Genomic DNA, 18644 nt, shown 5'->3' with positions numbered 1-18644 from the left:
TTCGTTTATGTTATGGTTAGGTATTTATAAAAAGCAAAGCCTAAAAAGGCTTTGCTGTAGGTTATACAGTATAGGTATGCTCAGAAACTTTAGGATCAAAAACACCGGCTGTAATGGTGTAAATGGGGCCTAATCGTCCGCTTGTTGCATATCCGAATATTCCATCGGCTCCCTCTGCGTAAATTTGATTTTTGCGCTGTTCTTTTGGAATTTCAGCCCATTTCAAAACGTCAGCAGCTTTAATGGTAATGGTGGTTTTAGGATACTTCGCATTCGTAGGACAAAACACTTCCATTGTTAAGATTACAGCTTCCATGGTTCCTGTTGGAATCATGAACCAATTCGGTGTGGGTCCGGAACCCGATTGCCCTGGTGGTGTTGGTAAATGTACTTCTGTGCCAATCGGAAAACTATCCGATTCACGGAGTGTGGCTCCTTTTACCTCCTTAACAACACAATACAACGCGCTCCCATCATTGGCCTTTGGATCGTTTTGACTTACCGCCGATACTTGAAAAACATTTGTTGACATAATTTCGACGTTTTAAACGGTTGCTACATTTCTCTTGTCTAGAAAAGCTTCTTTAGCCTGCTCATAAGCATTCGTATCCAGTACTTTTATAAAAGGATCCCAGAAATAAAACCCTAGGCTATTTCCTTTGTTATCCATGATTTGAAAAGTGATAGTGTATTGAATGTACGCTTCCTTCATAATCGTGGCTACAAAGTCTGTTTGTTGAATTACCTGATACCCCGGACTTCCTGCTTCCACGTATACGTGCCTATTTACGACTTTTCCTTCAGGCTTAGTGATTGCATTTGGAATGTTCTCACTCCCAATTTTTACATTCGCAATGATAGCATCGTGGTTTAATCCAGAGCCAGGACAGGTCAATTCCCAACGAATAACATCGTTAACTTCAGCGTCAATAGTTAATTCTGAGCCTGCTCTTCCTTTCGAATCCGTATCGATAAAGCCTTTTGCAGTAATCATATACACATAGGCATCTGAACTTGTCCAAGCACCTAAAGAGGTTGGATTCTCTGCGGTTCCTGGCGTCACATTATTTGCCAATATCGTTTCGACATCAATGACTGTTAAAATATTAATTATATTTCCCATAATAGTTTAGTTAATAGATTCCTACTCATAGGCTTTTCGGATTCCGCCTCGTTTATTACAGTGGTACAACTCCACTCATTAGTTAGCTAAAACGTTGAAAAAACACGTTCGATCAACCACTAGCTAAAGTACTTTTTACTTCCATAGCCAAGATTCAAATAGGCATAAAGCGGTACTTATTTTCTATAAAACAGGAAAAATTGGGTATAAAAAAACTCCCAAGAACTATGTCTTGAGAGTTTTTAATATCGAACCTTTAATGTTTGAAAGTTTCTATTTCTTTATGAATCGCTTTACTCCTTGCTTTCCATCTTCAGTTGTAACTTTCACCATATACACTCCAACAGCGAGGTCACCAACTTGAATTTCCTTAGCTTTTGACAGCTTAATTCTCTGTCCTTTTAGATCAAAAACTTCCACTCGTGCTACCCTTCCATTCAGCTTAAGTCGAACAATTTCAACTGCCGGATTCGGATACACTTCAAAGTTTTTCAATACCGTTTCATCATCAACACTCGCCGTAGTATCAAATTCAGCAGTTACTGTCATATTTGCATTCATAGTAATGCTTAAGGTTGCACTGGTACTCGTTTGCGTACTACTACTTCCTGTAACACCATAAACCCAACGTACAAAACTGTAACCATTAGCTGGAGTTGGTGTTAGTACTACTACTGCTCCGTTAGCATAGGTTCCATTTACTGGATTCGGATTCGTACTTACGGTTCCATTGGTTGCATTGATGGTTAGTGTACGTTGAATTTTACTAAACAACGCTGTTACCGTCTTGTCGGCATCCATCGTTATACTTACCGTTGTATTGCTACCACTTGCAGCTCCTGACCAGCCATCAAATTGATATCCTGCTGCTGGTGTAGCCGTCAAACTTACTACTGTTCCATGAGCGTATTTCCCATTGGTTGGATTTGGATTCGTACTCACCGTTCCGTTCGTAGCATTAACAGTTAAAGTGCGTTGAATTTTACTGAACATCGCCGTTACCGTTTTATCGGCATCCATCGTTACACTTACGGTAGCGTTCGTTCCTGTTGCAGCTCCTGACCAACCATCAAATTGATACCCTGCCGCTGGTGTAGCTGTCAAACTTACCACCACTCCGTCTGCGTATTTTCCGTTGGTTGGATTTGGATTCGTACTTACAGTTCCATTTGTTGCATTGATAGTTAAAGTACGTTGAATTTTACTGAACATCGCTGTCACTGTCTTGTCGGCATCCATGGTTACACTAACCGTAGCATTCGTTCCTGTCGCAGCTCCTGACCAACCGTCAAATTGATACCCTGCCGCTGGTGTAGCCGTTAAACTCACCACTGTACCATGAGCGTATTTCCCATTGGTTGGATTCGGATTCGTACTCACCGACCCGTTGGTTGCATTAATAGTTAAACTGCGCTGGATTTTACTAAACAACGCCGTTACCGTCTTGTCAGCATCCATCGTTACACTTACCGTTGTACTAGTTCCTGTTGCAGCTCCTGACCAGCCATCAAACTGATACCCTACAGCTGGTGTAGCTGTTAAACTCACCACCGTTCCGGTATCGTACTTCCCATTGGTTGGATTCGGATTTGTACTCACCGTTCCATTGGTCGCATTGATGGTTAGTGTGCGTTGAATTTTACTAAATAACGCTGTTACCGTCTTGTCGGCATCCATCGTTACACTAACCGTAGCATTCGTTCCTGTTGCCGCTCCTGACCAACCGTCAAATTGATACCCTGCTGCTGGTGTAGCCGTTAAACTCACTACTGTTCCATGAGCGTATTTCCCATTGGTTGGATTCGGATTCGTACTCACCGTTCCGTTGGTTGCATTGATGGTTAAGCTACGTTGGATTTTACTAAACAACGCTGTTACCGTTTTGTCGGCATCCATCGTTACACTCACCGTTGCATTGGTTCCTGTTGCAGCTCCCGACCAACCGTCAAACTGATAGCCTGCTGCTGGTGTAGCCGTTAAACTCACTACTGTACCATGATCGTATTTCCCATTGGTTGGATTTGGATTCGTACTTACCGTTCCGTTGGTCGCATTGATGATTAAGCTACGTTGGATTTTACTAAACAACGCTGTTACCGTCTTGTCGGCATCCATCGTTACACTCACCGTTGCATTGGTTCCTGTTGCAGCTCCTGACCAACCGTCAAACTGATAGCCTGCTGCTGGTGTTGCCGTTAAACTTACCACCGTTCCATGAGCGTATTTCCCATTGGTTGGATTCGGATTCGTACTTACGGTACCGTTGGTCGCATTGATGGTTAGTGTGCGTTGAATTTTACTAAATAACGCTGTTACCGTCTTGTCGGCATCCATGGTTACACTAACCGTAGCATTCGTTCCTGTTGCAGCTCCTGACCAACCGTCAAACTGATAGCCTGCTGCTGGTGTAGCCGTTAAGCTCACTACTGTTCCATGATCGTATTTCCCATTGGTTGGATTCGGATTCGAACTCACCGTTCCGTTGGTTGCATTGATGGTTAAGCTACGTTGGATTTTACTAAACAACGCCGTTACCGTTTTGTCTGCATTCATGGTAACACTTACCGTTGCATTGGTTCCTGTTACAGCTCCTGACCAACCATCAAACTGATAGCCTGCTGCTGGTGTAGCCGTTAAACTCACTACTGTTCCATGATCGTATTTCCCATTGGTTGGATTCGGATTCGTACTTACAGTACCGTTGGTGGCATTGATAGTTAAGCTACGTTGGATTTTACTAAACAACGCTGTTACCGTCTTGTCGGCATCCATCGTTACACTTACCGTTGCATTGGTTCCTGTTACAGCTCCCGACCAGCCATCAAACTGATAACCCGCTGCTGGTGTAGCGGTTAAACTCACTACTGTTCCATCATTATATTTTCCATTGGTTGGATTTGGATTGGTACTTACAGTACCGTTGGTGGCATTGATAATCAGACTGCGTTGAATTTTACTGAAAAGCGCTGTTACCGCCTTATTAGCATCCATCGTTACACTTACTGTAGTATTGGTTCCGCTTGCTGCCCCTGACCAACCATCAAACTGGTAACCCGCTGCTGGTGTAGCGGTCAAACTCACTTGAACACCGTCATTATACGTACCTCCATTAGGAGTTGGATTGCTCGTTACCGTTCCATTAACCGCAGTGATGGTCAATGTTCTTTGTATTTTACTAAACAGTGCCGTTACCGTCTTATCGGCATCCATGGTTATGTTCACGGTTGCATTCGTTCCTGTAGCAGCCCCTGACCAACCATCAAACTGATAGCCCGAAGCCGGTGTCGCGGTCAAATTAACTACCGTACCGTCCTGATACACTCCTCCTGCATTTCCAGGGTTGGATGCTACTGTTCCTCCAACAGCATTAATCACCAAGTTTCTAGGCTGGTAATTCGTTGAACCATTTTCATAAGCTCCTCTGTCAACAGTACCGTTGTGAATACGTAATTTCCCAGCGATATCAGTAACCATCGTCGCTTGAACTTTTGCATTTGCTCCAGAATCTTTTGCCGGAGAGCTCGCTTGCAAACTAAAATCATTTGCACCGGGGTTCACAAACAACGGATCTGTATTATTTGTACTCGTTAAGTTTCCGGCAGGAATTCCTGCAAAATTTCCTTCACCTGTTGAATTACTCACTAGTAATTGATTAATTGCTATGGTGTGTCCTGCATTAATATCAGCAGTGGTTGCATTTCCAGCACCTACGTTCCCATAAATAATACAATTATCTAATACTGCGTTATGGGTACTTGTTCCATCTGCTCTTCTACTCAAGGCAACGCTTCCTTTCTCCGTAGCTGCACGTGTACCTACATCGGTATTATTTGCGAAGGTACAATTGATAAGTTTTGACGTTACCGTGGTTCCTGCAGCGCTGGCACGCAACCAAACAGAACTTCCAGTAAATCCAGATTGTAAATGTACATTTTGAGTTCTATTCTTATAAAAAGCGGAATTTACTACCTCGAAATTCGCTGTTTTATTGGCTCCATTTTCAACTAAATACAAAGTTCCATAACCACTTAAGTTGTTGTAGAATGTACAATTCTCAATTCGTATGTTGGTATCGACTGAAAAAACTCCGGCCACAGGTCCTGATTTATCACTTACGTTATTGGTAAGTATCGAGTTTCTCAAAGTAAAATTACTAACCGTACCATAAATTGTGATGGCACCTCCTCCTGAGCCACCATGGGTATTTAGCACTGCTGCATTCGCATCTTTGATCGTGATCCCGTCAATGATAACATTGCTATTAGTGACTTTCATTATCGCGCGATTATTGTCGTAACGCGTACTGTTATTAAACACTAATGCTCCACTGTCATTCCCATTGCGATCACCACTTAAAATAGTCTTATTCGTATAAAAATTTCGTTGTGCTATACTCGTTTCCGTACCATTAAAACCACCGTAAATTTCAACCCCTTCTAAGTTTACGAAAAAAGAAGAATTGGTGTTTCCTCCTGTTTTATACACACCGTCAGCCATCCAAATAACTTTGCGCTGTGCAGTTACATTGGCTAGTGCTGAAGTTAAACTCCTGTATGCATTGGCCCATGACGAACCGTTGTTCGCACCGGTGGCGTTTACATCTACATAAATAGGTGTGATTGTTTGCTTAAATGTCACGGTAATCGTTTTATCAGCATCCATCAACAACGACAAGGGATTTGCATTTCCAACAGCCGCTCCTGTCCATTTCTCAAACTGATACCCCGATGCTGCCTCAGGCACTAAGGAAAGTACTGTCGTTTCAGAAAAGGTATCTCCCGAATTAACCACTGCTCCGCCGTGCTTAACAACACCGTTCCCGACGATATTTAGGGTCAACTCCTTACAAACAGCTACACTGGTTTGCTCATAAGCTCCCATGTCAACGGTAGTATTTGCAACGCGCTGATTTTCTGACAAATCAACAGTTACTCCAGCCGGCAGTTTGGAAGTATCTCCACCATTCACCGCCTTTGAACAAGCTTGCACTCTAAAATCGTCATTTGCAGCATCTACAAACAATGGATTTGAATCAAAGGTGTTTGTTTTACTAGTAATGTTTGAAAAATTATCTTCATCAATACTATTCGACACTGCTAGTGCATTTGCCAGGTTCGCATCTCCAGCTTTTCCTATCGACACTGCAGTAGCTCCAGTCTTATTTGTGTTATTCCAAAATATATTATTGGCAAGTACTAATCCGCTGAAGGTTCCTGACTGCCTACTCATTCCTAACGTTGCAAAATCAGAGGTTCCTGAACCGGCATTGCTATTATTAACAAATGTATTATTAACGATGGTGGTATTCAGAGAAGATCCGGAATTATAGGCTCTAAACCAAGCAGTACTTACCCCTTTTCCTTTTCTTGAACCATTGTCTTTGGTTGCATTCTTTTTAAACAAGGAATTTGTCAACTGCACATTGATCTGCGTATTTGCAGCAGGCACCACATAAAGTCCTGATGCTGCATTGGAAGTTAAATTATTATCAAAAACACAGCGATCTATCACGAAGCTAATAGGTGAACTTGATTGTCCAAACAAGTTCAATCCTGCTGCCCAATAGGCTACATTATCTTTTACCAACACTCTTGTTATTTCAAACTTATTAATGTTTGCCTCTGTAGATAGTCCTGCTCCATATCGGTATACCCCTGTAGCTGCATCTGCATATCCACCAGAAATAATGACACCATCAATCAACACATCATTCGCAGTTACATTTACCACTCGATAACTGTTATCTGCACGTGAGGCATTGTTAAAGGAAACGGTAGCATTATCATTCCCTAGTAAATCACCACTTAAAATCGTTGCATTCGTACTGTGTAATACTTCCGTATTACGAGCCGTTAAGGTCGCTTCGTTTCCTGCGAAACCACCGTAAATGCGAAGTCCAGATTTATTAAGAGTAAAAGCAGTATTTCGGCTAGTTGATGCAGGCGTATAACGCCCTTTCGCCACCCAAATTTGAGGGTTCGCCGCTGTACTTGTACTAGCAGCGCTTAAAGCCGCTTGAAGACTGGTGTACGCATTGGCCCATGAGGTTCCACTTCCATCTCCTGTTGCATTGGCATTTACGAAATACGGCACGTTCGGACGAGCAGTCTTAAAAAGTTTCGCATCAGACCAATTTTGGCAACTTTGATTCTTTTTCACATAAACTTGATACTCCGTATACGGATCTAAATTTGACATTGAAATTGCTCCTGCATTTTGTGCTGTCAAAATCGTTGCAGTACTAAAAGCCGCTCCCTTTTTGTGATATGCTACATCGTAAACACCTGCTGGGCTCAATTGTACTTGAGCCGAAGTAGTTCCGATATTAGCAATACTCATCGTATTTAACGGCAGTACGAAACACGTACTATTAAAACGAGCCATATTTAAAATTTCAGTACTCGAAAGCTCCCTGTTATACAAGCGAATATCATCGATTACTTCTGTATAACGATTGGCTCCAGGTAAATTATTACTTCTATTGCTAGCAATCGTCACATTCCCTACGGTATGCCAATTTCCATTGGTTTTATAACCGTATTCACTCCCTCTTGCATCATAAGAACTAGTCACCTGTGTTCCGTCAACAAACAAATATCCATAGGTTTTATATGATCGGACTTCTCTACCTGCGATATACTGTCCGGTACCTGTAATGGTTTGTCGAAACTTTAAAGCCACGTGATGCCAATTACCATCAGCGATAACGGGACCTCCAACTTTTTTAATTCCCACACGACCGCCATTCCCTACAGTGGATGACTGATACAATTGCTGAACGACATACCCCACCTTTCCAGATTGTAAAAAGATATAATGCCCAGACCAATTGTGATTATCCGCCACAGAATTTCTGCCGTTAGCATCGTCGTAAATTGTTTGTACAGTTCCTGTATTGGTCGTTGTTTTAATCCAAAAACTTATGGTAGCCTGATTTGCTCCATAACTTACGTCTCCTCTAACCAATCGATCTCCATTAAGAGCAATTGCATTATTGGCTTGTCCTAGTCGATCATTCACAAATACTGCATTTGACCCAACTTTTCCTAGCCCCATTAAAGCACCATTCGTGAACTCATAGCTATTCAGCAGTCCATTAGTAGGTATTTGCGCCCGCACCCCTAAGGTGAAGAGCACACAAAAAAGTAGTAGTTTTCTAACCATAATATTCTGTAAATTAAGAAGTTTATTCTCCTGCAAAAGAATAGTAATTACAGCTGATATTATCGGTTTAACTTCCGAATGTACGGTTTTAGCTTCCTAACGAAAAGCCCACAGAGCTAATACATAAACACTTCTTCAAACTGTTCTTTATAGCCCTTACTTACGGGAATATGTTTTTGGCAATACAGTGCCACTTTTCGTTCTTTTTTAGAATAACTGAGTATGTGATTGGTATTAATTCCCCAAGAGCGATGCACGCGAACAAAGAACTCCGCATCGGCAAATAAGGTCTCGTAATAGTTGAGTTTTTTAGCTGCTACATAGCGTTTATTATCAATGGTATGTATGATCGAATACATACGATCTGCTTCAATACAAAGTATGTCTTCTACTCTGACAATTACGTAATCGCTTTTATAAGGAATCGCTATTTTATCTACTTGCTTTTTTTGCTGCTTCAACAGGTCTACCCCGGTATTGGTTTTCTGAAGTCCTCTTCGATCTTTTACTTTCTCTACGGCTTTTTTTAGCAAGCCAATATCGATAGGTTTTAACAAATAATCCACTGCTGCCACTTGAAAAGCGCGAACCGCATGCTGGTCATAAGCCGTTATAAAAACGACTTCAAAATTTATAGACTCAAAGGCATCGAGCAGTTGGAATCCATTTTGTCTAGGCATTTCGATATCTAAAAAAACGACGTCTGGTTGATGCTTTTGAATTTGTGCTACCGCTGTTTCTACGGTAGCTGCCTCAGCAACCACAGTTACTTCTTTACAAAATGCTTCGAGCAAATACTGTAAATTTTCACGAGCGTTAATTTCATCATCAACTAGCACAGCGCGTAACTCTTTCATAATTCTATCGTATATGGGATTCTTAAAACAACTTTAGTACCTTGGTCTATGGGCGCGTAATGAAACCCGATATCGGTTTGGTAATACTCCTTTAAAAGATCCAAACGCTCTTTTATTGCTTTGGTTGAGAACGACTGAGATTCCATGCCGTTGGCCATTTTTATTTCCTTTGCTGCAGTGAGCCCCACCCCGTTATCTTCGATACTACATTCAAAATAGTCGCTCTTTAACTGAAAACAGAGCTTCACCCTTCTCAAACCGCGATCTTTGTGCAAGAGACCGTGCTTGATGGCATTTTCGACAAAGGGTTGAATAATCATGGATGGAATTTTTAATACTGGCATTGCTTCGGTACCAACTATCTGATACTCGAAATTTTCTCGAAACCGCAGCCTTTCCAATTCTAAATATTTCTGCAACAACGCCAATTCTTCCTCCAGATACACAAAACTCTTTTCACTCATATTCAGGTTTTCGCGAATCAATGAAGAAAACTTTGTCAGGTAATCATAAGCCTCTAACTTACTCCCTTTTAACACCAAATTCTGTATTGAATTCATTGCATTGAACATAAAATGTGGGTTCATCTGCGCTTTTAGCGATTTTAACTGATAATGCGCCAACTCTGCTTGTTTTCGTTCCTCCAAGTCCTTATAAGCTTCCTCTAAAGCGGTTTTTTGCTCCTGAACAAGCTCATTTGCTTTTGACAATTTCAACTCATTAGCCCTATTTAAGGATTGCGAATAATTCAAAATCACATAGCAACCGACAAATATGGTTAACAATAAAACAGGATTAAAAATTTCTATGGGATAGATTCCGGGGATTATTTTATAGGGCAGGTAATACAACAACCAACAGAGTACTAAAATTCCGATCGTTATTTTGCGGTTGTCAATAAGTATCAGGCCTACTAAAGGGTACACAAAATAAAAATTCTCCATCATGCGAGAAGGTTCGATAAAGTTTGCAAATACAAAGGTCACCACAATCAAGGTACTAATAAACAGCACTCTTGCTGCCGTGTAACACCTAATTTTTTGCAGGTACAAAACGCCACCTATGGTAGCCAACGACCATAAATGCAAGGGAATACTTCGATATAAATTCTGTGAATAAAAAGGATCGAAAATCATAAACACGCCAATAGAAATCATCCAGGTCAAGCAAAACGAATTTAAAAGTTTTACCTTTTTGTGTTCTTGCTTGTGTGTATCGTAAACCCCGATGTTCACTACGGTATGCCAAAATTGCTTTATCCCCATCAATTCAAATTTCTCAACAGCTTTGTGTACCCACGGCTCTACAGTAGCCTCTGGCACAACTAGCTTTGTTTGCAACCAAATAGTTACTGCGAAATACCTTATTCTTTTTAAATAGCACCTACTTCAACTGCTAAAAAGAAAAAAGGACTTTCTAAAAAGCCCTTTTCACTTGCTAAAACATCAAAAATTCTTGACAAATGTCTTATGATTCTTGATAGGTTACTGGTAATTGCTCTAATTTTCTCCCTTGGAAGGTAAATCCACCTACCCCTTTACCATCGGCTTCTAAATCCATATAGGCGGTAAATGGGAAATTCAACGGAGTATAAATATCTCTCGATGGAATGAGTCCCTCTAAGGTTACGATCTGCACATAGGGTTTATAGCCTGTTGCATACACCTTACCACTTACCATTCCTACATAAGGTTTGTTCCCTGGTGGATCCATATAAATATGGACTGTTCCATGTACTTCGTGCGGAGTAGCTCCAGTAGTTAAGTTAAACTTCACGTACGGTGCATTAAAATTTACTTCACTTCCTAAAATTCCTCTTAACGATTTAATTTCTACGGGTGTTTCGGTTGTTGTTGACATACTAATGTTTGGTTAATTTGATTTCCTACTCGTATGGCTTTTCGGATGCCGCCTCGTTTTTTTCAGTGGGTACTGCTCCACCTCATTTTCTGAAAATTAAAGGTAGCTGCATTCCAGAGGCTTTTGAATAAAAATGGAACAAGACGCGGATTTAATGGAATAAAAAAAGGAGTACACTCACTAAAAAAGGCCCCTATACAGAGGCCTTTTCCCTAACATAAACTAGTGGTATACAAGGTTTTTTTAATAAAAATCCCCTTAATACTCCAAAAGCATAGTCTTCATATTATTCACAACACAGCAGAACTCTTTAAAACACGCTGACAAATTCCTCAGAGTTAGTCAGGTTGTGTACTAAAGAACATCCGTGCTGGTTTGTGTAGATATACTTGAATTTACGCCGTGTATTTAACATATAGCGTTTTGACAAAGGTAAGTTGCGGTTGTCAAGTAGCAATAAAAAATGGTACCAGAGCGGTATTACTTGTCATTAATAAAGAAAATTCGAGAAGCACCACAACGCTGTTATCGAAATTCACGCCTATTTCAAGGTTCGCATTTTTTTTATGAAGTCTTTGTATTTATCACTAAGGGTTACCTTGTGGTTCCCCGAAACTAAAATCAAATTATCAGCGGGTACTATTTCTAAGATTTTATCGACATTAACGATAAAATTTCGATGGGTTCTGTAAAACAGTTCATTATCCAATAAGTTCAAAATCTTTGTCAGGGAAATCAAAATGACAAAGCGTTCTTTTTCAGTAATAATATTACAGTATTTTTCTTCGACCTCTATATAAATGATCTCAGAAACGTGAACCTTTTTTAAGCTGCGTCCTTTTTTGATGAATAAATACTCTTCGCTGATAACTGTATCTTCATCATCGCCCATAAACACATCCTGCTGCTCATAAAATTTTTCCATAGCCATTTCTACGGCATACAGTACCTCTAACTCATTAAATGGCTTTAACAAATAGCTATAAGGTTTGGTGAGTTTTGCGCGTTCAAATAATTCACGATCTGTCGAACTCGTAAGAAAGACGAAAGGCTTGGTAGCTTGAGGAATGGTCGTAATTGTTTCGGCAAAAGCAATACCATCCGGAACACCGTCTAAAAATATATCGATGATTACGACATCCACTTGGACGCTGTAATACAATTCCAACGCTTGCTTAAAATTCCTCGCCACCCCTGCAATTTCATAATTATTGCGCTCAAGCATGCTGATTAAACCATCGCTTTCGGCAGGAGTATCTTCAATAATAAAAACTCTAACTTTATCCATCGGTATTGTTTAAGGGTAAAGATACAATCATTTTAGTTCCGATCCCTACCGTACTTTGAATATCAAAAATACCTCCATTTTTAGCAATCATCGATTTACAGAGTTGCATTCCTAAGCCCGTTCCGATTTTTGATTCGTGTTCTTTTTTTAACAGTAGTTCTTCACCTGACAACAGTTGTAAACGCAAATCTTCACGCATCCCCACACCGGTATCCTCAACGATAAAAGTCCCATATTCAGGCGTAAGCTCTTCCGAATAAATATGAATACTCCCTCCTGAATCAGTAAATTTTATGGCATTATCCAATAAATTACGCAGTACTACTTTTAACGATTCTTGGTCTGCTTTCACATTGAGTTTTCGGGGAATGCTAACGCGAATGGCAAGTCCTTTAGCCTTACAGATGGCTTCGTAATTGAAAACGACGTGCTCAACAATTCGAGCTAGCGGTAATTTACTCGGGTTAAAATAGCCTTGCTTGGTTTGCAGCAGTGCCCAGTTTAACAGATTGTCCAATAAACCATAGGCACCATTTACAATTGCACCATTCGTATCTAACTGTGACTTCACCGCTGTTAGTTCTTCATTCTCTAAACTGATTTGTAGCGTTTCGTTACTGCGCTTTAAAGCATTTACAGAAGCGCGTAAATCATGACTTACTATGGAAAATAATTTGTCTTTGGTCGCATTCATGGTATCGAGTTGCTCATTCTGTTTAGAAATGATGGCTGCGCTTTTCACTTTTTCTCGGTAAAAATACACACCCGTTAAGAGTAAGGAGATAACGGCTAACAACGAATACAAAAAACCATTTCGCTCCGCTATCTTAGCCTTATTCTCAGCCTGAAGTAGCTGAACTTCCTTTTGCTTTTGCTTCACTGCGAACTCCTTTTCTACTTGAGCCACCTCCCAAATCTTATTCTGATCATTCACTGAATCTTTCCAACGAGCTTCTTGCTTTTTATACAACAAGGCTTTGGCAAAATCCTTTCTATTTTCTTCTACCACTGCCATATTTCTCGCGGTACTTGCTTTAAACTTTGAATTACTAGTTTTCAAAGCCAATCCGTAGGCTTTTCTGAAATAGGGAATTGCCAAATCATCTTTGTATTGCTCGTAGTACAAATTCGCAATATTTCCATACGACTCAATCATACCCAAGGTATCTTTTCCCTTTTCCACAGAGGCTATGTTTTGCAATAAATATTTTTCCGAGGTCTTGTAATCCTTTAAATACATATAGCAAATACTCAAATTGTACAAAACAAAATCTCTTTCTATCCCCAACAAATCAGCAGCGCGCACGTTTTCCAATTTTTCGAAGTAACCGATCGCTTCCTGAATTTGCTTATTCTTTAAAGCTATGGTCCCTTTTAACATAGAAACATTCAATTCAAAAACAAAGGGTGGATAAATGGCATCAAACTCTCGGATAGCTTGTTGCGTTAGATTTTTTTTAAAAAAAGCATAGCCACGCAGAAAATGTGTGTGATTTTTTATTGCTTGACTCACAGGATTCGCTAATATTTTTGACGAATACACCAAAACCGAATCCCATTCATTTTCAAAACAGAACTCTTTTATCTTAAAAAACCTGGGGTTCGAGTCAAACTTTTGAGTATGCTGGTCTATTGCCAGTTCAAAATTTGTCTTCGATTTTTTATCCTGACCAAAAACAGCCATCGCAAAAAACAACAATCCAAAAAACAGCCTAAAACTTTTTTCCATAAAATAAGTTTTAAGCAAATTACATATTTTTAACGGAAAAAAGGCAGGAAAAAAAATCCTACCTTCTTCAATTTAAAAATATCCTTTTCTCTTAAGAACCTCCCATCGGATCTTTTACTGTGGTTACCGTTCCGCGAGAACCTTCTGGATCTTCATCGTAAAAAATCACTTCGACCTCTCTGTTTTCAACTTTATAGGCTTCCACCGTCGAAAAATTCACATTGTAGGCGTAGTAGTCGTTGAACGAACCAGGCGAATTGTCGTAAGCGATATGAAACTCCAATCCTTCTGTATTCGACAGCTCACCAACATTTACCTGAAATTCTATGGATCCATCCCAATTCGGGTCTTTTTTCTGCTTAGCCTCAACATAGGTTTTGGGTACAAATACAACTGCCGAAATCACTATTTGGCATTCGCTATTATAGGTACCTAAAACCATCGGACTCAAAGGTCTCTTATCTAATCTTTGTGTTGAAATAGCAAATTTTACCTCAGCGCCCTTCGTAGCCTTTACAAAAGTCAAAAATTTCCCAGGTACCTGAGTAGCTACTTTATTCGTTTTTACAGCTTCCATACTAGTTTATGTTTTATGTTAATGTTTATGTTATTCTTCCGTAAATTAAAGACAATATTCTAATCTGCAGATAAATTTTGGAATAAAGCCCGATAATACTAGTATGAGGTTTCAAAATTCAAGAATAAAAAACTATCAGTATTAATACGTAATTTTGCAATTACAGTACTTAAGAATTTGAAGACAGAAAAAATAATACTAGGCGTAGATCCGGGAACAACCATTATGGGATTTGGGATTATAAAGGTCGTTGGAAAAAAAATGGAATTTGTTCAAATGAATGAATTGTTATTGAATAAATACAAGGACCCTTACATCAAGCTCAAGCTGATTTTCGAACGCACTACAGAACTCATTGACACGTATCACCCAGACGAAATGGCCCTCGAAGCTCCTTTCTTTGGTAAAAACGTACAATCGATGCTCAAACTAGGTAGAGCGCAAGGAGTTGCCATGGCCGCCGGACTCGCCAGACAGGTACCCGTTACGGAATACCTACCGAAAAAAATTAAAATGGCCATTACAGGAAATGGGAACGCCAGTAAAGAACAGGTAGCCTTAATGCTCAAATCGCTCTTAAATTTAAAAACGCTCCCCAAAAATTTGGATGCTACCGATGGATTGGCTGCCGCCGTGTGTCACTTTTACAATTCTGGACAAAAAATAGGAGGTAAAAATTACTCGGGATGGGCATCATTTATAAAACAAAATCCGAATAAAATTGGATCTAAATAATTCCGTTTTCTAAGTTCATCATTTATGGCTGGTATTTATATACATATTCCCTTTTGCAAACAAGCCTGTTTCTATTGTGATTTTCACTTTTCTACTTCTTTAAAAAAGAAGGATGCCCTGTTAGCATGCCTTCATAAAGAACTCGAAATTCGAAAAGGTGAATTTGACAACGAAGTGGTCGAAACTATTTACTTTGGAGGTGGTACTCCCAGCTTGCTGTCGACTGGAGAAATCGACGTATTGCTGCGTACCATATATTCCAATTATCAAGTAATTGGAGATCCCGAAATTACCTTAGAAGCGAATCCTGATGACCTTACAGAAGTCGTATTAGCCGAATTAGCTGCCTCTGGCATCAATCGCTTGAGTATCGGGGTGCAATCGTATAACGAAGCGGACCTCGCCTTGATGAACAGAGCACACAATGCTCAGGAAGCTCAACAGTGCTTAACCTTGGCAACGAAACTCTTTGACAATATTACCATTGACCTTATTTACGGGATACCAACCATGTCCGAAGCTGACTGGCGCAGCTCCTTGCAGCGTACTTTTGATTTCGGAATTCAACACATTTCGTCGTATGCGCTTACCGTAGAACCTAAAACGAAACTGGAGCACCTTATTAAAAAAGGGGAATACAAAGAAATTGATGAGACGCTTGCCAAGCAACACTTTGATATACTCGTTGCCGAAACCGAAGCACAAGGATTTGTTCATTACGAAATTTCCAACTTTGGTAAACCCGGTTACTTTTCAAAGCACAATACAAGTTATTGGCAGGGCAAAAAATACCTCGGTATTGGTCCTTCAGCACATTCTTTTAACACCACCCATAGAAGCTGGAACATCGCCAATAATGCCAAGTACATCAAAGCTCTAGAAAAAGATGAGCTCCCTGCTGAAATTGAATTTTTAGAAACCCGAGATCGCTATAATGAATACCTGATGACTGGGCTGCGAACCATTTGGGGTATATCGTTAAACAAGGTCAGCCATGACTTTGGAAACAACTATGTGAAACTGCTACAAAACGAAGCTACTCGATTTGTACAACAAGGGGTCTTAGAATTCTTACAAACCGAAAACGACATCATTCTAAAAACCACCCACCAAGGAAAATTTCTAGCCGATGGAATCGCTAGTGATTTATTTAGAATTTAAGTACATTTAGCACATGAAAGCAAGCATAGAGCACCGAACACAATCCTTTACCGTAGATTTATCCAAACCTTTAGACCTCTCTATTTCCGTTGACCCAAAAGCTCCGGGAATTAATGCCTGGTATGTCGAGGACCCGGAAATAACTCCCGTAACACTAGGAGAATGGACAGGAAGTGTTGCCCAAGGTGCTGATGTTAATTTTAATAATATCCAGTTCAATCCACATGCGCATATTACACATACAGAATGTTTAGGTCATATTACCCGCGAGTTCTATTCGATCAACGAGCATCTCAATAAGTACTTTTTTGTTAGCGCTGTAATTTCTGTAATCCCGAGTTTGATGGAAAATGGTGATCGTGTAATTACCAAAGAAACCATAGCTGAAAAAATTGCCCTATTTGACGGAGAAGCACTCGTTATCAGAACACTTCCCAACTCGGAGTCAAAAAAATCAACTCGGTATTCCAATACCAATCCTCCCTACCTAGCAGTAGAAGCTGCTGAGTATATAAAAAACAAAGGCATTAAACATTTGTTAATCGATTTGCCATCAGTTGACAAAGAGAAAGACGGAGGAAAATTACTAGCTCATAACGCCTTTTGGAATACGGCAAACAGCCCTCGGTTAGACGCTACAATTACGGAGTTTATCTTTGTGGATGACCACATTGTGGATGGCAAGTATTTGTTAAATTTGATGGTGGCTCCCTTTGAAAACGATGCGACACCTAGTAAACCGACTTTGTATGCAATGCTCTAAGAGTAACAGTGCAGTCTAAATAATACCTATTCAAACCGTGACATAAAGAATACGATGTGTATTTTTGAAAGTTGGAAGTCGTGTTTCTTTTTAGGGACAGCATATCTATTCGGCGCTGTTTACTTTATGTTTCATTACTTCTTTTCGGCACTCTTTTCACAGCAATCATTTTTTCTTTTTCTCGGTGTACATGTTTCTTTTTAGGGACAACTTATCTGTTCGGCGTTGTTTACTTTATGTTTCATTTACACTTCAAAGATACTTCCGACTTCTCGTTTTTGGTGCTGATATTAGCTCAATCGACCATAAGTATCGGTCAGTGGAAAAAAATACCTTTTGAGAGACATTTAGAACCTACAAAAGTAAGATTACTAGTTCCCTCCTAATCAAAACAATGCAAAACTCATACCAAAAAAAACAGCAATTCTACTCGATTCATCGAATGACACCACTAGTCTTGTAATCAACCTCCCAACGCTCCTACAAATTCTCGATACCCCGTAACAAAATCTTTGATATATCGCTTGTGGTCATCTTCGGCCCTATACACCAAATAATGCGTTCGCTTAGTTCCCTGTACTCCCATTTTCTTAAATAGCAACTCGGCGGAAGCTGTAAAATTCTCTAAACACCATTTCGGCAAACACATAACTCCCTTATTTGCCATCACCAGCTCCAATGCTATTTCGGTTAATGGAATTGCGGTGATATTAATAGGCACTACCCCGGCAGGCTCCAAAAAATGCTTGAATAAGGCTACCGAACTCAGCGGATAGGAATGAATCAATATTTCTGTATGCAACAAATCGAGTGGTACGACATACTCTTTGTTACTTAAAACGTGTTCTCTGTGCATGAGTAGGTACAATTCATCTTCGTACACGACTTCACTTTTTAAGTTGATTTGTTCAGACCAATCGGTCACCAACGCCATGTCTATCTCTTTTCCTAATAACTTAGGAATGGGATAATGCGTTGCCTCTAAAGACAACTGAACCTCCACCGTGGGATGTACGAGTTTCATCAGCTGAACAAAAGCTGGAATACCCTTATAAAACGAATAACACTCAGTACTAAACCGAATTGTACCCGAAGCTCCTGACTGTAAATTTCTCACCTCCGCCAATCCTACATCTATGCGTTCTACTACTTCACAGGCCGTTGTATACAATACCTGTCCTTCTTCTGTCAATTCCCATAAATTGCGTCTCCTCGCAAATACTTTACACTGTAATCGCGTTTCGAGTTCTCGCAATTGGTGACTCAGTGCAGATTGAGTGAGGAATAATTTTTTAGATGAATTAGCTAAATTCCCCTCCTCTGCTATCGTTTTTATCAGTCGTAAATACTTCAATTCCATATTTTCAAAGTTAGTACAAATTACCAC

General features: G+C 40.0%; 13 protein-coding genes. 3 read left to right on the top strand and 10 right to left on the bottom strand.

Annotated features, from left to right (window positions below; translation table 11 throughout):
• Window positions 1-61: 61 nt before the first annotated feature.
• The 9 genes from ACKTS5_RS05050 to ACKTS5_RS05010 form a co-directional block, all read right to left on the bottom strand.
• The gene (locus ACKTS5_RS05050; protein ID WP_408042755.1) at window positions 62-532 is read right to left on the bottom strand and encodes a hypothetical protein; all 471 of its coding nucleotides are present in this window, start codon (window positions 530-532) and stop codon (window positions 62-64) included.
• Between the two features lie 12 nt (window positions 533-544).
• Window positions 545-1123, bottom strand: a complete 579-nt coding sequence (locus ACKTS5_RS05045; protein WP_408042754.1) for an AidA/PixA family protein — start codon at window positions 1121-1123, stop codon at window positions 545-547.
• Between the two features lie 273 nt (window positions 1124-1396).
• Window positions 1397-8287, bottom strand: a complete 6891-nt coding sequence (locus ACKTS5_RS05040; protein ID WP_408042753.1) for an InlB B-repeat-containing protein — start codon at window positions 8285-8287, stop codon at window positions 1397-1399.
• A gap of 116 nt (window positions 8288-8403) precedes the next feature.
• Window positions 8404-9144, bottom strand: a complete 741-nt coding sequence (locus ACKTS5_RS05035) for a LytR/AlgR family response regulator transcription factor (protein WP_408042752.1) — start codon at window positions 9142-9144, stop codon at window positions 8404-8406.
• Window positions 9141-10484 (bottom strand): sensor histidine kinase, encoded by a 1344-nt coding sequence (locus tag ACKTS5_RS05030; RefSeq protein ID WP_408042751.1) that lies wholly within the window; start codon window positions 10482-10484, stop codon window positions 9141-9143. The genes ACKTS5_RS05035 and ACKTS5_RS05030 overlap by 4 nt, the downstream gene beginning before the upstream one ends.
• 127 nt (window positions 10485-10611) lie before the next feature.
• The gene (locus tag ACKTS5_RS05025) at window positions 10612-11004 is read right to left on the bottom strand and encodes a DUF1842 domain-containing protein (protein WP_408042750.1); all 393 of its coding nucleotides are present in this window, start codon (window positions 11002-11004) and stop codon (window positions 10612-10614) included.
• 541 nt (window positions 11005-11545) lie between these two features.
• Complete coding sequence (locus ACKTS5_RS05020) at window positions 11546-12292, bottom strand: LytR/AlgR family response regulator transcription factor (RefSeq protein ID WP_408042749.1); 747 nt, start codon at window positions 12290-12292, stop codon at window positions 11546-11548.
• Window positions 12285-14021, bottom strand: coding sequence for an ATP-binding protein (locus ACKTS5_RS05015; protein WP_408042748.1), 1737 nt, complete (start codon window positions 14019-14021; stop codon window positions 12285-12287). Before ACKTS5_RS05015 ends, ACKTS5_RS05020 begins: the two co-directional genes overlap by 8 nt.
• Before the next feature lie 91 nt (window positions 14022-14112).
• Window positions 14113-14598, bottom strand: coding sequence for a hypothetical protein (locus ACKTS5_RS05010; RefSeq protein WP_408042747.1), 486 nt, complete (start codon window positions 14596-14598; stop codon window positions 14113-14115).
• A gap of 177 nt (window positions 14599-14775) precedes the next feature.
• Here ACKTS5_RS05010 and ruvC point away from each other — a divergent pair, with 177 nt between their 5' ends.
• The 3 genes from ruvC to ACKTS5_RS04995 are packed head-to-tail and all read left to right on the top strand — an operon-like array spanning window position 14776 to window position 17257.
• Window positions 14776-15333, top strand: coding sequence for a crossover junction endodeoxyribonuclease RuvC (ruvC, locus tag ACKTS5_RS05005; RefSeq protein ID WP_408042746.1), 558 nt, complete (start codon window positions 14776-14778; stop codon window positions 15331-15333).
• Window positions 15334-15357: 24 nt separating this feature from the next.
• Window positions 15358-16494, top strand: a complete 1137-nt coding sequence (gene hemW / locus ACKTS5_RS05000; RefSeq protein WP_408042745.1) for a radical SAM family heme chaperone HemW — start codon at window positions 15358-15360, stop codon at window positions 16492-16494.
• A gap of 13 nt (window positions 16495-16507) precedes the next feature.
• On the top strand, window positions 16508-17257 hold the full coding sequence (locus tag ACKTS5_RS04995) for a cyclase family protein (protein WP_408042744.1): 750 nt from the start codon (window positions 16508-16510) through the stop codon (window positions 17255-17257).
• 463 nt (window positions 17258-17720) lie between these two features.
• Here the strand turns inward: ACKTS5_RS04995 and ACKTS5_RS04990 are convergent, their stop codons facing one another.
• Window positions 17721-18617, bottom strand: a complete 897-nt coding sequence (locus ACKTS5_RS04990; protein ID WP_408042743.1) for a LysR family transcriptional regulator — start codon at window positions 18615-18617, stop codon at window positions 17721-17723.
• Between the last annotated feature and the right edge of the window lie 27 nt (window positions 18618-18644).

It is taken from the genome of Tenacibaculum litopenaei, assembly GCF_964514025.1.
Classification (GTDB): Bacteria; Bacteroidota; Bacteroidia; order Flavobacteriales; family Flavobacteriaceae; genus Polaribacter; species Polaribacter litopenaei.
This window is presented reverse-complemented; position numbering and strand designations above follow the sequence as displayed.

Excerpts from the sequence above, each read along its gene's own strand:
- ACKTS5_RS05050 (WP_408042755.1), bottom strand. The coding sequence starts at position 532 with ATGTCAACAAATGTTTTTCAAGTATCGGCGGTAAGTCAAAACGATCCA.
- ACKTS5_RS05045 (WP_408042754.1), bottom strand. The coding sequence starts at position 1,123 with ATGGGAAATATAATTAATATTTTAACAGTCATTGATGTCGAAACGATA.
- ACKTS5_RS05040 (WP_408042753.1), bottom strand. The coding sequence starts at position 8,287 with ATGGTTAGAAAACTACTACTTTTTTGTGTGCTCTTCACCTTAGGGGTG.
- ACKTS5_RS05035 (WP_408042752.1), bottom strand. The coding sequence starts at position 9,144 with ATGAAAGAGTTACGCGCTGTGCTAGTTGATGATGAAATTAACGCTCGT.
- ACKTS5_RS05025 (WP_408042750.1), bottom strand. The coding sequence starts at position 11,004 with ATGTCAACAACAACCGAAACACCCGTAGAAATTAAATCGTTAAGAGGA.
- ACKTS5_RS05020 (WP_408042749.1), bottom strand. The coding sequence starts at position 12,292 with ATGGATAAAGTTAGAGTTTTTATTATTGAAGATACTCCTGCCGAAAGC.
- ACKTS5_RS05015 (WP_408042748.1), bottom strand. The coding sequence starts at position 14,021 with ATGGAAAAAAGTTTTAGGCTGTTTTTTGGATTGTTGTTTTTTGCGATG.
- ACKTS5_RS05010 (WP_408042747.1), bottom strand. The coding sequence starts at position 14,598 with ATGGAAGCTGTAAAAACGAATAAAGTAGCTACTCAGGTACCTGGGAAA.
- hemW (WP_408042745.1), top strand. The coding sequence starts at position 15,358 with ATGGCTGGTATTTATATACATATTCCCTTTTGCAAACAAGCCTGTTTC.
- ACKTS5_RS04995 (WP_408042744.1), top strand. The coding sequence starts at position 16,508 with ATGAAAGCAAGCATAGAGCACCGAACACAATCCTTTACCGTAGATTTA.
- ACKTS5_RS04990 (WP_408042743.1), bottom strand. The coding sequence starts at position 18,617 with ATGGAATTGAAGTATTTACGACTGATAAAAACGATAGCAGAGGAGGGG.